This window comes from Bradyrhizobium sp. 137, assembly GCF_023074095.1.
Lineage (GTDB): Bacteria > Pseudomonadota > Alphaproteobacteria > Rhizobiales > Xanthobacteraceae > Bradyrhizobium.
The window spans coordinates 267464-281777 of sequence record NZ_JADPKU010000053.1; the positions used below are offsets into that span (position 1 = coordinate 267464).

The 14314-nt window shown below is 64.5% G+C and carries 10 protein-coding genes and 1 pseudogene; 7 read left to right on the forward strand and 4 right to left on the reverse strand.

Annotated features, from left to right (window positions below):
* Positions 1–2: 2 nt before the first annotated feature.
* The 4 genes from IVA78_RS15170 to IVA78_RS15185 all read left to right on the forward strand — a co-directional run bounded on the left by IVA78_RS15170 (position 3) and on the right by IVA78_RS15185 (position 2553).
* Complete coding sequence (locus tag IVA78_RS15170; RefSeq protein WP_247278365.1) at positions 3–479, forward strand: glutathione peroxidase; 477 nt, start codon at positions 3–5, stop codon at positions 477–479.
* A gap of 11 nt (positions 480–490) precedes the next feature.
* Entirely contained in the window at positions 491–733 is a 243-nt protein-coding gene (locus IVA78_RS15175) for a DUF3297 family protein (protein WP_212431912.1), read from the forward strand.
* A gap of 144 nt (positions 734–877) precedes the next feature.
* On the forward strand, positions 878–2047 hold the full coding sequence (gene tarD, locus IVA78_RS15180; RefSeq protein ID WP_247278366.1) for a mandelate racemase/muconate lactonizing enzyme family protein: 1170 nt from the start codon (positions 878–880) through the stop codon (positions 2045–2047).
* 218 nt (positions 2048–2265) lie between these two features.
* Positions 2266–2553: a GIY-YIG nuclease family protein gene (locus IVA78_RS15185; protein ID WP_247278367.1), complete on the forward strand. Its 288-nt coding sequence runs from the start codon at positions 2266–2268 to the stop codon at positions 2551–2553.
* A 487-nt stretch (positions 2554–3040) separates the two neighbouring features.
* Here IVA78_RS15185 and IVA78_RS15190 read toward each other — a convergent pair whose 3' ends face one another.
* On the reverse strand, positions 3041–4393 hold the full coding sequence (locus IVA78_RS15190; protein ID WP_247278368.1) for a malonyl-CoA decarboxylase: 1353 nt from the start codon (positions 4391–4393) through the stop codon (positions 3041–3043).
* A 291-nt stretch (positions 4394–4684) separates the two neighbouring features.
* Positions 4685–5485 (reverse strand): helix-turn-helix transcriptional regulator, encoded by an 801-nt coding sequence (locus tag IVA78_RS15195; RefSeq protein WP_247278369.1) that lies wholly within the window; start codon positions 5483–5485, stop codon positions 4685–4687.
* A gap of 59 nt (positions 5486–5544) precedes the next feature.
* On the opposite strand from IVA78_RS15195, the gene IVA78_RS15200 reads away from it, so the two are divergent.
* Positions 5545–6717 (forward strand): MFS transporter, encoded by a 1173-nt coding sequence (locus IVA78_RS15200; protein ID WP_247278370.1) that lies wholly within the window; start codon positions 5545–5547, stop codon positions 6715–6717.
* A gap of 509 nt (positions 6718–7226) precedes the next feature.
* On the forward strand, positions 7227–9488 hold the full coding sequence (locus IVA78_RS15205; protein WP_247278371.1) for a cation:proton antiporter: 2262 nt from the start codon (positions 7227–7229) through the stop codon (positions 9486–9488).
* Between the two features lie 196 nt (positions 9489–9684).
* Here the strand turns inward: IVA78_RS15205 and IVA78_RS15210 are convergent, their stop codons facing one another.
* Both IVA78_RS15210 and IVA78_RS15215 read right to left on the reverse strand, forming a co-directional pair.
* Entirely contained in the window at positions 9685–12843 is a 3159-nt protein-coding gene (locus IVA78_RS15210) for a multidrug efflux RND transporter permease subunit (RefSeq protein WP_247466148.1), read from the reverse strand.
* 40 nt (positions 12844–12883) lie between these two features.
* Entirely contained in the window at positions 12884–14077 is a 1194-nt protein-coding gene (locus tag IVA78_RS15215; protein WP_247466151.1) for an efflux RND transporter periplasmic adaptor subunit, read from the reverse strand.
* Positions 14078–14206: 129 nt separating this feature from the next.
* Here IVA78_RS15215 and IVA78_RS34580 point away from each other — a divergent pair.
* Positions 14207–14284 (forward strand): annotated as a pseudogene (locus IVA78_RS34580) (amino acid ABC transporter substrate-binding protein); the annotation flags it as partial.
* Positions 14285–14314: the final 30 nt, after the last annotated feature.

Consider the following 14314-nt stretch of genomic DNA (forward strand, 5'->3'; position numbering starts at 1 on the left):
CGATGACTGCCATCTATGACTTCAAGGCCAACTCGCTTGCCGGCGAGGAGGTGCCGATGCGCCGCTTCGAGGGGCAGGTGCTCTTGATCGTCAACACCGCGAGCAAATGCGGCTTCACGCCGCAATATCGCGGTCTGGAGGATCTCTATCGCGATCTGTCGCCGCGCGGCTTTTCGGTGCTCGGCTTTCCCTGTAACCAGTTCGGCGCGCAGGAGCCGGGACAGGCGAGCGAGATCCAGGAATTCTGTTCGACCCACTACGATGTCACCTTCCCGCTATTCGAGAAGATCGACGTCAACGGCGCCAATGCGCACCCTCTGTATGAGTACCTGAAACGGCAGCAATCCGGACTTCTCGGCGCCTCCATCAAATGGAATTTCACCAAATTCCTGGTGGATCGTGCCGGCAAGGTGGTCGCGCGCTACGCGCCGACCGCGCGGCCCGAAGGATTGCGGAATCAAATCGAAACACTGTTGTGAGCGAGACAATCATGAGCGACGAATTTCCAGACCGCCTGTCGGTCGATCCGAACAGCCCCTATTACAACGCGGACATCCTGGCGCGCGATGTCGGCATCCGCTTCAAGGGCATCGAGAAAACCAATGTCGAGGAATACTGCATCAGTGAAGGCTGGGTCCGCGTCGCCGCCGGCAACGCCAAGGATCGCTATGGCAACCCGCTGACCATCAAGGTGCACGGGCCGGTCGAGCCGTACTTCCGGGATAAGAAGTAAGCACGCCGTTCGCCCCACACTCTGTCGTCATGCCCGGGCTTGACCCGGGCATCCACATTTTCGAACTTGCTCCGTGGCAAAGACGTGGATGGCCGGGTCAAGCCCGACCATGACGAGCGGAGAGATCCAGCCAGGAAGACCCCCATGTCCGTCCGCATCGTCGACGTCCGCGAGATCACAAAACCGATCTCCTCGCCGATCCGCAACGCCTATATCGACTTTACCAAGATGACGACGAGCTTGGTTGCCGTCGTCACCGACGTCGTGCGCGAGGGAAAACGCGTCGTCGGCTACGGCTTCAACTCCAACGGCCGCTACGGGCAGGGCGGCCTGATCCGCGAGCGCTTTGCCTCGCGCATTCTCGAAGCCGATCCGAAGTCGCTGCTCGATGCCGCGGGCGACAATCTCGACCCCGATAAGGTCTGGGCCGCGATGATGACCAACGAGAAGCCGGGCGGCCATGGCGAGCGCTCGGTCGCGGTCGGCACCATCGACATGGCGGTGTGGGACGCGGTGGCGAAGATCGCCGACAAGCCGCTGTTTCGCCTGCTTGCCGAGCGTCACGGCGTGACCGCCAATCCGCGCGTCTTCGTCTATGCCGCCGGCGGCTATTATTATCCCGGCAAGGATCTGTCGATGCTCCGTGGCGAGATGCGCGGCTATCTCGATCGCGGCTACAACGTCGTGAAGATGAAGATCGGCGGCGCGGCGATCGAGGAGGACCGCAGCCGCATCGAGGCGGTGCTGAAGGAGATCGGCAGGGACGCGCAGCTCGCCGTCGACGCCAACGGCCGCTTCAACCTCGAGACCGGCATCGCCTACGCAAAAATGCTGCGCGATTATCCCTTGTTCTGGTACGAGGAGGTCGGCGATCCCCTCGACTACGCGCTGCAAGCCGCGCTCGCCGAGTTCTACCCGGGCCCGATGGCGACCGGCGAAAACCTGTTCAGCCATCAGGACGCCCGCAACCTGATCCGTTACGGCGGCATGCGCCCCGACCGCGATTGGCTGCAATTCGACTGCGCGCTGTCCTATGGCCTGTGCGAATACCAGCGCACGTTGGAGGTGCTGAAGACCTACGGCTGGTCCCCCAGCCGCTGCATCCCGCATGGCGGCCACCAGATGTCGCTCAACATCGCGGCCGGCTTGGGCCTCGGCGGCAACGAAAGCTACCCCGACCTGTTCCAGCCTTACGGCGGTTTCCCGGCCGGCGTCCGCGTCGAGAACGGCCACATCACCATGCCCGACCTCCCCGGCATCGGCTTCGAAGGCAAGTCGGACCTCTACAAGGAGATGAAGGCGCTGGCGGAGTAGTGTTGGGTTGAGGCGCGACGGCCGCGCTACAATCTCCGTCGTTGCGAGCGCAGCGAAGCAATCCAGAATCCTTCGGCGGAAGCAGTCTGAATTGCTTCGTCGGTTCGCTCCTTGCAATGACGAGGTGGTGACAGCGTGCGCTTTGTCGCGCCACTCGCAGCCTGTGCTCGCAATCGCCTCTTGGTTGTGATAGCCTTCTCTCGCAAAAGAGGGTGGTCATGAAGCAGCCCTGCGTCTACATGTTCGCCAGTCGGCGCAACGGGACGATCTACACGGGCGTCACCTCGAATCCGCCGCGTCGTGCGTTCGAGCATCGCGAGGGTCTGGTGAAGGGGTTCTCGTCTAAGTACGGTTGCAAGCTCCTCGTCTGGTACGAGCTGCACGCGACCATGACCGACGCGATAGCACGCGAGAAGCAGATCAAGGGCGGTAGCCGGGCCAAGAAGCTCGCGCTGATCGAGAGCGCTAATCCAGACTGGATGGATTTGTACGAGACGCTGATCTGACTGCAGGGGGGCGGCTGGGCGAGACAGTCGCCACGCACCCTGTCATTGCGAGCGCCAGCGAAGCAATCCAGAATCGTTCCGCGGCAGCGGTCTGGATTGCTTCGTCGCAAGGGCTCCTCGCAATGACAGTGGAGAGAGCGAAAGCCACGCGGACGCCTTGGTCCTCCGCGAACGGCAGGTCGGGATAGGCGAGTTGCTGCAACGCACTCCGTCATTGCGAGCGAAGCGAAGCAATCCAGAGTCTCTCTGCGGAGGAAGTCTGGATTGCTTCGTCGCAAGGGCTCCTCGCAATGACGGTGGAGAGAGCGAGAGCCACGCGGACGCCTTGGTCCTCCGCGAATGGCAGGTCGGGATAGGCGAGTTGCTGCAACGCACTCCGTCATTGCGAGCGAAACGAAGCAATCCAGAGTCTCTCTGCGGAGGCAGTCTGGATTGCTTCGTCGCAAGAGCTCCTCGCAATGACGGTGTGGCGCGAGCAAGCGCCCCCCTACGACAACCGCATATCCAGCAGCCTTCGTCCTTCGCCCTTCAGCAGCTTCTTCACCGCGCTCGACGCCACGACCTCGCCGTCGTTGGCGTAGGCTTCGTGGTTCTTCTCGATGTCGTCGAGGCGGTAGAGATAGTTGACCATGACGCCGGCGGACTCGCGCACGCCCTTGGGCGAGAGGTCCCCTAACCAGTTGATGCGCTCGAGCCTGGCGCCATTGCCGAGATGGAAGCGGGCGACGGAATCGATCAGCTTGCCCTTCGGCGTGCGCGCCTTCAGGAAATAGTGCGCCGCGAGCGGTTCCAGAACGCTGCGGAGCAGCGTGGTCGTCTCAGGGTTCTCGAACCATTTGGGATCGTCGAGACGCTTCAACATCTCACGGTCCTCGTCCGATAGCGGCAGCTCCTTGTCCTGCTTCACCCATGGCATGAAGCCCGGCACCGGCGACAGCGTCACGAAAGTGTCGAGCTTCGGCAGCTCGCGGCGCAGCTCCTCCACCACCTGCTTGATCAGGAAGCTGCCGAAGGAAATGCCGCCCAGGCCGCGCTGGGTGTTGGAGATCGAATAGAACACCGCGGTGCGCGCGCGCTCGATCGGCAGGTGCTGGCGATCGACCGCAAGCAATGGCGCGATTGCCCCCGGAATGGTCTCGGTCAGCGCCACCTCGACGAAGATCAGGGGTTCGTCGACCATCGCGGGGTGAAAGAAGGCGTAGCAGCGGCGGTCGACCGGATCGATGCGGCGGCGCAGATCGTCCCAATCGGAGATCTCATGCACGGCTTCGTAACGGATGATCTTTTCGAGGATGTTGGCCGGGGTCGACCAGTCGATCCTGCGCAGCACGAGAAACCCCCTGTTGAACCACGAAGAGAGAAGATGCGAGACGTCGCGGTCGAGCGCGGCGAGATCGGTGTGCCCGTTCATCATGCCGAGCAGGTCGGCCCGCATGCTGACGAGATCGCCGGTGCCGCCCGGCGCGCGGTTGAGGCGGCGGATCAGCTCCTGCCGCCGCGGCTCGGAAGCGAAATGCAGCGAGCTCGCGTCCTCATCGGTGGGCTGGGCACGCCATTTCTCGATCGCCCTGGACAGCCGTTCCCGATCCGGGCCGAAATCGCGCACCAGCGCCTCGAAGAAGGCACGGCGTCCGGCCGCATCCAATTCCCGGTAGAGGTCGAGCACCTCGCGCGCCATCGCGGTGCCCGAGGCTTCGCCGCGGCCCGAGAGCAGCGCGTCGCAAAGCGCGATCAGCCCGGCGGCATCGCGTCTGGTGTTCAAGCCGTCGCTGCGGCGAAGCAGCGTGCGGCCGCGCTCGGAGATGGTGGCGAGCAGGTCGGAGAAGAAGGCGTTGGCCATCTGGGCTTTCGTGTCAGGTTTGTGCGATGCGGGAGCTTACATCGGATTTAGGCCGAAGCCGATCACAATCAAGCAGGGGAATGCGGCATCTTTCGTCGGGCACTGCGTTGGGAGAATGGCGGCATGCCCGGTGGGAGCGGGCATCCGGTGACATTTGGAGAAGAACGAAGCTCCCTCAAACACCGTCATTGCGAGCGCAGCGAAGCAATCCAGAGTCCCTCCGCCGAGAAAGTCTGGATTGCTTCGTCGCAAGGGCTCCTCGCAATGACGGGTTCGGAGGGTACGGCCGCCTTACCCCTTCCCCGCAAATTCCGTCGGTGTGCGCCCCGTCACCTGCCGGAACGCGGCCGAGAACGCCGGCACGCTGGCATAACCGAGCGATGTGGCGAGCTGCTTCACCGATACGGTGGCATCGGTCGACAGAAGCTGGATCGCCGCGGCGATGCGGGCACGCTGGCACCAGCTCTTGAAGCTGAGCTGCGTTTCCGTCGAGAACAGCCGCGACAGCGTGCGCGCGGAGGTTCCGACCTCGCGCGCCAGCGTGTCGATGTCGTGCAGGCCGGTGGGATCGTCGAGCACGATCATCGCGGCGCGGCGGCATCGCACTTCGCGCGGCAACGGCACGAAGGTCGCGGAATCCTCGGCCTGGTGCAATTCCAGCATCACGAGGCGAACCAGCAGTTCGGTTCGCGCCTCGGTGTTGCGGGCGTCGAACAGCGCCAGGATCGCCTGGTGCAGCAGCGGCGACACCCGCACCACGAACTCCTTGGTCAGTCCCTCGTAACGCTGCTCGCGCTTGAGCCAGGGCAGGTCGAAATACAGCGTGCGCATCTCGATGTCGGCGAGCAGGTCGATGGCATGCTCGAGCCCGGCCGGGACCCAGACCGCGCGGTCCGGCGGCACCAGCCAGCGCCCGCCGGGCGTCGTCACCTGCATGGTGCCCTTGGCGGCATAGACCAGCTGCGCCTCGCGGTGCAGATGCGGATCGAGCCGCAAGCCTTTGGGATAGTCGCGCGCGACCAGGTGCACGCCCGCGGTCGAGCGGCGGTTGCCCCGGACCTCCCGGAGGATTGGCGTTTCGACGACACTCATTGGCGGCATCCCATCATTCGCCCGACATATAACTGATTTCGGTGCAGGAGAGGATTCGTATGAACAACCCCAGCCGGGTCATCAGTTTCGTCAATGCCGGCCATTTCATCGACCATTATGCGATGCTGATCTTTGCCGCCGCCGTGATCATCATGGGGCCGGCGCTCGGCATGGCCTATTCGGAACTTCTGCCCTATGCGACGCCGGGCTTCGTCGCCTTCGGTGCAGGCTCGCTGCTCACCGGCTGGCTTGGCGACCGCTGGAGCCGCCGCCACATGATGCTGATCTTCTTCGTCGGCATCGGCGCGTCCATGATCGCGGTCGGCTTCGCGACGAGCCCGGCGCAGCTCGGCGCGGCACTGCTCGCGATCGGCATTTTTGCCTCGATCTATCATCCTGTCGGCACCGCGATGATCGTGTCCTATGCCGATAAGCTCGGCCGCGAGATGGGGCTCAACGGCGTCTGGGGCAATCTCGGCGTTGCCTCCTCAGCGCTGGTCACCGGCGTGATCGGCCAATATCTCGGCTGGCGCTTCGCCTTCATCGTTCCCGGCGTCGTCACCATCCTGATCGGCATCGCCTTTGCGCTGACGGTCGTGCATGAGGACCGCAAGGGTGCCAAGCAGGCGGCGGCGCAGGCGCGCGTCGCCAAGCAGGACATGTGGCGCGTGATCCTGGCGCTGCTGATCGTGGTGATCGCGATCTCGACGACCTTCAACGCCGTTACGGTGGCGCTGCCAAAGCTGTTTGCCGAGCGGCTCTCGGACCTGACCAAGAGCCCGGCGCTGCTCGGTGTCATCGCGGCCGGCGTCTACGTGTTCGGCGCGATGACGCAGTATACGATCGGGCGGCTGCTCGACCGCTATTCGCTGAAGACGGTGGCGCTGCCGCTGTCCTTCATGCTGGCGCCATTCCTGTATCTGGCCGCCAGCATGTCCAATCTGCCGCTGATCGTGGTCTCGATCGGCATCGTCATGGGCGCGTTCGGGCAGGTCACGGTGAACGATGCCATGGTCGGCAAATACACGACGGAGGAGTGGCGCTCGCGCGCCTATGCGGTGCGCTATTTCGTCGGCTTCACCGCGGCCGGCGCCTCGGTCGGCTTGGTCGCCTGGCTCTACGAGCAGGGCGGCTTCGTCACCATGCTGCACGCCTTCGCCGCCCTCTGCCTGCTGGCGATCGCCGCCGCGCTAATCCTGCCGCGCGAGATCCGGACATCGCAGGCGGCGTGAGGTAGCCGACTCGCGCCGCGTGGCTCCGTCCCGTAGCCCGGATCGAGCGAAGCGCAATCCGAGGCGTTTCACCGCGCGGCTAGAACCCGGATTTCGCTGCGCTTCATCCCGGCTACGCGCTGCGTCCGCGGCACGAACGGGCCTAAGGCGGGGACTCTCTCCACATCGTCATTTTGCGAGCGAAGCGAAGCAATCCAGAATCTTGCCGCGGAGGGACTCTGGATTGCTTCGTCGCAAGAGCTCCTCGCAATGACGGAAGATGAGGAGGCACCCGGCCCATGCCAGCTACGATGCCATTCTGCCAGTGTTTTGCCCGACGTAGCAAGCCGTTTCGGTAAAATCGAGATTTCGTGAGGTTTCTCAACTCCATCTCTACTGTGCATGGGGTTGTTTTCGCGCTTTTCGTTTTTTGACTCCGCCGCGCGCGCGGAACCCGCTCCGCCTCCTGCGGGTTCTACCCCTCTCGCCCCGGCGCTGCGCCGGACAGATGAAGGGGGAATGACACCTGCATGCAGTGGAGCCTGCTCCGACCGGTCGGCCTTGTCCCCGCGGCGCTTGTCCTCACCACCATTGCGGCGAGTGCCGAGGGCGGCAAATCGGCCGGCCCGTCCGAATTCCTCCTGGTGGCGCAGATCGTGTTGCTGATCGCGGTCGGCCGCGGTCTCGGCGAGCTCATGCAGCGCATCGGCCAGCCCTCGGTGATCGGCGAACTGCTCGCCGGCATCATCCTGGGGCCGTCGCTGTTCGGCTGGATCTGGCCCGAGGCCCAGCACGCGATCTTTCCCAAGACGCCCGAACAGAAGGCGATGATCGACGGCATCGCCCAGTTCGGCATTCTGCTGCTGCTGCTGCTGACCGGCATGGAGACCGACCTCAAGCTGGTCCGGAAGGTCGGCAGGGCGGCGATCGCGATCTCGATTGCCGGCATCCTCGTGCCCTTCGCCTGCGGCTTTGCGCTCGGCGAATTCCTCCCCGATGCGCTGCTGCCCGATCCGCAAGCGCGCCTCGTGGCCTCGCTGTTCATGGGCACGGCGCTGTCGATCTCGTCTGTGAAGATCGTCGCCGTGGTCGTGCGCGAGATGAATTTCATGCGCCGCAATGTCGGGCAGATCATCGTCGCGACCGCCGTCATCGACGACACCATCGGCTGGATCATTATCGCCGTCATCTTCAGCCTGGCCTCGCACGGCACGCTTGACTTCGGCTCCGTGGCGAAAGCCGTGCTGGGGACGCTCGCCTTCCTGGCCGTCAGCTTCACCATCGGCCGCCGCCTGGTGTTCCAACTGATCCGTTGGGCCAACGACAATCTCGTCAGCGCAGCCGCGGTCATCACGGTGATCCTGCTGTTGATGAGCGTCATGGCAATGATCACGCATCTGATCGGGGTGCACACCGTGTTGGGTGCCTTCGTCGCCGGCATCCTGGTCGGGGAGTCCCCGATCCTGACCCGGCAGATCGACGAGCGCCTGCGCGGCCTGATCTCGAGCTTCTTCATGCCGGTGTTCTTCGGCCTCGCCGGGCTCAGCGCCGATCTCTCGGTGCTTCGCGACCCCAATCTGCTGATGCTCACCGGCCTGCTGGTCGTGATCGCCAGCGTCGGCAAGTTCGGCGGCGCGTTCGTCGGCGGCACCGTGGGCGGGTTGAATGCGAGGGAATCGCTGGCGCTCGCCAGCGGCATGAACGCGCGCGGCTCGACCGAGGTCATCATCGCGACCATCGGCCTCTCCATCGGCGTGCTCAGCCAGAACCTGTTCACGATGATCGTGACCATGGCGATCTTGACCACGATGGCGATGCCGCCGATGCTGCGCGCGGCGCTGGCAAAGCTGCCGATGAACCAAGAGGAGAGGGAGCGGCTGGAGCGGGAAGAATTCGAGAGACGCGGCTTCATCGCCAATCTCGAACGTCCTTTGCTCGCTGTCGACGACAGCGTCAACGCCACCTTCGCCGCCCACGTCGCGGGCCTGATCGCCGGCATGCGCGGCCTGCCGATCACCGTTCTGCACATCGGCGAGCGCGCCAAGGAAAAGGACAAGGGCGAGGACGAGAGCCACGAAGCCGTGGTGAAGAAGGCCGCCGAAACCGTCTCCGCCAGTGGTGACGGGAATGCCGGCAGCGTCGATGTCGTTACCCGGGCCAGGCGCGCAGAGCTGGCCGAAACCATTGCCGACGAAGCACGCAAGGGCTTTGATCTCCTCGTCGTCGGCATCGACAAGGTCGCTGCCGCCAAGGATCGCTTCAATCGGAAGATCGAGGACATCGCCGCCGAGTTCGAGGGGCCGCTCGCGATCGTGGCGGCCAAGGGCAAGCACCTGAAGCAGCCGATACCCGACGCCCTCAACATCCTCGTTCCGGTTTCCGGCAGCGGCATCTCCAAGCGCGGCGCCGAGGTCGCGGTGGCGCTGGCGCAGGCCGGCTCAGGCTCGCTCCGCGTGATCTATGTGGCGACGACGCGCGACAAGGGCGCGCAGCGGGGCACCTCCCGCGGATTGAGCCAGGAGACCGGCATCCTCAAGGACACCAGCGATCTCGCCGCCCGCTACGAGGTCGACATCACCACGACGCTGCGCGTGAACCGGGCGCCGGAGGCGGCGATCCTGCGCGAGATCGACACCACCGACGTCGACCTCGTGGTCATGGGCGTCGACCGGATCGAGGCCAATCATCTCTCCTTCGGCGGCGTCGCCGCCGCCGTGCTGAGGCAGTCGAAGGCCTCGGTGCTGCTGGTGTCGAGCGGCGAGGCGCAGCGGCCGCCGGCGGAGAAGGCTTAGTGGGGTGGACTGGAGCCGCGCCGACGGTGCGCTCCCTCTCCCGCTTGCGGGAGAGGGTCGGGGAGAGGGTGTCTCCTCATCGGGACACTCCCCAAGAGGAGAGAGCGCTCACCCGCCGCGCTCCGCGCGTCGACCTCTCCCGCAAGCGGGAGAGGTCGCAGCGAGCCCGGAGCCTCGCCGGTGCACCCAACGGCGCTTAAGGCTTCACCTCCGCCGCCGCTTTCACCTTCACCACCTTCTTCGACGCCCGCCAGTTCTCGAAGCGCTGCACCACCACGAAGAAGGCCGGCACGAACAACACCGCGAGGCAGGTCGAGGCCAGCATGCCCGAGAACACGGTGATGCCGATGGACTTGCGCGCGCTGGCGCCGGCACCGGTGGCCAGCACTAGCGGCACCACCCCAAGGATGAAGGCGAACGACGTCATCAGGATCGGACGGAAGCGGGCGCGCGCGGCCTCGATCGCGGAGTCCAGGATCGGCTTGCCGTCGCGGCCGTGCAGCTCGAGCCCGACCTCGACGATCAGGATCGCGTTCTTGGCCGAGAGCGCGATCAGCAGGATCAGCCCGATTTGGCAATAGAGGTTGTTGTCGATCTTGAGCCCGCTGAGGATCAGCATCGGCCCGAGCAGCGACAGCGGCACGGCGAGGATCACGGAGATCGGCGCGTACCAGCTCTCATACTGCCCGGCGAGCACGAGATAGACCAGCAGCATGGCGAGGCCGAACACCCAGTAGATCTGGTTAGAGACCGCCTTCTCCTGGTAGGACATCGCGGTCCATTCATAGCCGGTGCCCGGCGGCAGCGTCTTATCCGCGATCTCCTCCATCAGCTTCAGCGACTGCCCGGAGGAATAGCCCTGCGCCGGCAGGCCGATCACGGTCGAGGACGGATAGAGATTGTAGAGGCTGATCAGCGACGGACCGGTGGCCGCCGTGATCTTGGCGACGGTGCCGATCGGGATCATGTCGCCGTTCGAGTTGCGGACCTGCATGTTGGCGATGTCGCGCTCGGTGACACGGAAGGCCGGATCGGCCTGGGTGTAGACCTGGAACACGCGGCCGAACTTGTTGAACTGGTTGACGTAGGACGACCCCAGATAGGTCGATAGCGCCGAGAACACCTGATCGGTGGTCACATGCAGCGTCTGGGTCTTGACGCGGTCGATCTCGACGTTGAATTGCGGCACCGAGGAGCGGAAAGAGGACTGCACGCGCTGCAGCGCGCTCTGACTCTGGCCGTTACTGACCATCGCTCCGGTGATCGCTTGCAGCTTGGCGAAATCGCTATTGCCGTCGCGCAGCTCGACCTGCATCGAGAAGCCGGCGGCATTGCCGATGCCCTGGATCGGCGGCGGCGGCAAGACGATGGTGCGCGCCTCCATGATAGTCGCGAGCTTGTCGTTGAGCCCGTACACCAGCGAGCGCAAATCCTCTCCGGGTCCTTTGCGCGCCTCCCAATCCTTCAGGATGATGTAGGCGACGCCGGTATTGGCGAGGCTGGCGCTGTTGTCGAGCGCGGAGATGCCGGCGATGGTGATGACCTGCTGGACGCCGGGCGTGTCCTTGATCAGCTCGCTGGCTCTGTCGAGCACGGCTTGGGTCCGCTCCAGGGCGGCGCCGTCGGGCAGCTGCACGGCCGCGATCAGATAGCCCTGGTCCTCGATCGGCAGGAAGCCGGTCGGCACCCGCGACAGGCCATAGCCGCCGATCCCGATCAGGACCAGCGCTACCGCGACCGAGACAGTGGCGTGTCTGACCAGGAAGCCGATCAAGCGGGTGTAGCCGCGTTCGAGCCTGTTATAGACGGCATTGAAGCCGCGGTAGAAGAAATTGCGCTGTTCCGGCGGCACCGCCGGCCGCAGCCAGAGCGCACACTGCGTCGGCTTCAGCGTCGCCGCGTTGATGGCGGATAGAAGAGCGGTCGCGGCGATCACCAGCGCGAATTGCGAATAGATGCGCCCGGTCAGCCCCGCGAGGAACGAGGCCGGCAGAAACACCGAGATCAGCACCAGGGTGATGCCGACGATCGGCGCGAACAGTTGATCCATCGCCTTGATCGCGGCGTCGTGGCCGTTCATGCCCTGCTCGATGTTGTGGGCGGCGCCTTCGACCACGACGATGGCGTCGTCGACGACGATGCCGATCGCGAGCACGGTCGCAAACAGCGTCGACATGTTGATGGTGAAGCCGAGCGCCGCCATCGCAGCGAATGCGCCGATGATGGTCACCGGCACGGTGGTCGCCGGAACCAGCATCGCGCGCCAATCCTGCAAGAAAACCAGGATCACGACCAGCACGAGCAAGCCGGCCTCGATCAGCGTCATATAGACCTCGTGCACCGAGGCCTCCACGAACTTGGTGGTGTCGAACGGCGTGTCGTACTTGATGCCTTCCGGGAAGCGCTTGGCGAGTTCCGCCATCTTCTTCTCGACCGCCTGCTCGACCTGGAGCGCGTTGGCGCCGGGCGACTGGAATACGCCGATGCCGACTGCCGGCTGCTTGTTGAGCGAGAAGATCTGGCTATAGGTCTGCGCGCCCAATTCGACCCAGCCGACGTCGCGCACGCGCGTGACGTCGCCGCTGCTGCCCGTCTTGACGATGATATTCTCGAACTGGCTGGTGTCGTCGAGCCGGCCATTGACGTTGAGTGTGTATTGGAACGCTTGGCCCGGCGGCGTCGGCGGCGCGCCGACCTGGCCGGCGGAGACCTGCTGGCTCTGCTGCTGGATCGCCTGGATGACGTCCTGCGGCACGAGGCCACGGACCTGCAGCTTGTTCGGATCGAGCCAGACTCGCATCGAATATTGGCCTGCGCCAAACACCGTGACGTTGCCGACGCCGGGCAGGCGCGAGAGCTCGTCGCGAATGTTGATGGTGGCGTAGTTGCTCAAATACAGGCTGTCGTACTTCGCGTCGGGCGAGGTCAGGGTCACGAACAGCAGGATCGAGGTCGACCGCTTCTGCACGGTGACGCCCTGGTTCTGCACCGCCTGCGGCAGTTGCGACAGCGCGCTGGAGACGCGGTTCTGCACCAGCACCTGCGCGAAATTGAGGTCAGTGCCGATCTTGAATGTGACAGTCAGCGTATAAGTGCCGTCGGAGCCGCTGTAGGACTGCATGTAGAGCATGTCCTCGACGCCGTTGACCTGCTGCTCGATCGGCAGCGCCACGGTGTCGATCACGGTCTTGGCGCTGGCGCCGGGATAGCGGGTGGTGACCTGCACCGTCGGCGGCACCACGTCGGGATATTGCGCAATCGCGAGGTTGAACAGCGCGACGCCGCCGATCAGGATCATCAGAAGCGCGATTACGTTCGAGAGGACCGGCCGCTCGATGAAGAACTTTGAGATCATGGCTGGCGACCCCTCACTTGCAGAACTTACTTGGCAGATATTACTTGGCAGACGCCTGCGGCTGCTCGATCTTCGTTGTTTGCGGGTCGATCTTCTGACCCGGAATCACCCGCAGCAACCCTGCGATGACCACGCGGTCCTCCGGCTTCAGGCCGCTCTCGATCACGCGTAGGCCATTGTCGACGGGACCGATCTGCACCTTGCGCTGCTCGACGACGTTGTCGCTGTTGACCACCAGCAGATAGCGGCCACCCTGGTCGCTCCCGAGCGCGGTGTCGGGAACGAGCAGCGCGGTCTTCTCCTGATCGAAGGGCACGCGAACGCGGACGAAATAGCCGGGCAATAGCACCCGCTTGTCATTGGGGACGAGGCCGCGCACCGCCAGCGTGCCCGTCGATTGGTTGAGGGTCGGCGAGACGTAGTCGAGATGGCCTTCATGCGGATAGCCGGTCTCGGTCTGGAGGCCGAGCTGGATCGGAAATTGCTTGAGGTCGGCCGGCGTCAGTCCCCGGCGAGCCGCCTCGGCGCGGATGCGCAGTACGTCCTGCTCGTTGACGGTGAAGTTCACGTAGATCGGGTCCATCGCGACGATGGTGGCGAGCTGGGTCGGGGAGGACACGCCGACGAGCTCGCCGATCGAGACCATGTGGGCGCTGACGACGCCGTCGAACGGCGCGGTCACCTTGGTGTAGCCGTAATTGACCTCGGCAATTCGGGTGTTGGCCTGCGCCTGCTGGAGACTGGCCTGCGCGTTGTCGCGGTTGGACGTTGAGGTGTCGAGTGTCGCCTGTGACACCGCCTGGCGCTGCACCAGCTCGGCTTGCCGCTTGTAGTCGGCTTCCGCCTGCCGGAGCGAGGCCTGCGCGCCGGCTTCGGCCGCCTGCGCCTGCTCGAGCTTGAGCTTGTAGGTCTCCGGCTCGATGGTGAAGAGCTGGGTGCCCTGCTTGACGAAGGTGCCGTCTTGATAGTCGATCGATTGCAGAAAACCTTGCACGCGCGCGACGAGATCGACGCTCTTGATCGGGGCGGTGTTGCCGGTCGCCTCGATATAGCGCGTTACGGCGCGCTGCACGGGCGTTGCCACGTCCACCTTGGGCGGCGGTGGGGCCACGAACGTGTTCTTGTCCTCGCAGCCGGCGAGCAGCACAACGGCGCTTGCCGTTGCCAAGGCCCGCGCGACATGTCTCCACCCTTCGTTACGTCGTGCGGGAGATGCGGGATTCGCGCGCGTCATTCGGTGGCCCCCCGATTGCTGTCTGTCGGTGCGGCAGGCTACCAACAAATGCCCCGCCGTGGAACACCATAGCCATGGCAGTCAAAGGCCTTGCGCTGCAAACGGTGGCATGCCCTTTGACAGGTTTGTCATGAGGCCGCGACGAACGGCACGCTGCGCAAGCCCTATGACAACAACGGCCTGAAGGATGCGCCGATCCGGACGGAATATGATGGTTCTCCACGTTGTAGTGCGCCG

Bases quoted from the DNA above. Each gene is read 5' to 3' on its own strand.
- IVA78_RS15170 (WP_247278365.1), top strand. From the start codon at position 3: ATGACTGCCATCTATGACTTCAAGGCCAACTCGCTTGCCGGCGAGGAG.
- IVA78_RS15175 (WP_212431912.1), top strand. From the start codon at position 491: ATGAGCGACGAATTTCCAGACCGCCTGTCGGTCGATCCGAACAGCCCC.
- tarD (WP_247278366.1), top strand. From the start codon at position 878: ATGTCCGTCCGCATCGTCGACGTCCGCGAGATCACAAAACCGATCTCC.
- IVA78_RS15185 (WP_247278367.1), top strand. From the start codon at position 2,266: ATGAAGCAGCCCTGCGTCTACATGTTCGCCAGTCGGCGCAACGGGACG.
- IVA78_RS15190 (WP_247278368.1), bottom strand. From the start codon at position 4,393: ATGGCCAACGCCTTCTTCTCCGACCTGCTCGCCACCATCTCCGAGCGC.
- IVA78_RS15195 (WP_247278369.1), bottom strand. From the start codon at position 5,485: ATGAGTGTCGTCGAAACGCCAATCCTCCGGGAGGTCCGGGGCAACCGC.
- IVA78_RS15200 (WP_247278370.1), top strand. From the start codon at position 5,545: ATGAACAACCCCAGCCGGGTCATCAGTTTCGTCAATGCCGGCCATTTC.
- IVA78_RS15205 (WP_247278371.1), top strand. From the start codon at position 7,227: ATGCAGTGGAGCCTGCTCCGACCGGTCGGCCTTGTCCCCGCGGCGCTT.
- IVA78_RS15210 (WP_247466148.1), bottom strand. From the start codon at position 12,843: ATGATCTCAAAGTTCTTCATCGAGCGGCCGGTCCTCTCGAACGTAATC.
- IVA78_RS15215 (WP_247466151.1), bottom strand. From the start codon at position 14,077: ATGACGCGCGCGAATCCCGCATCTCCCGCACGACGTAACGAAGGGTGG.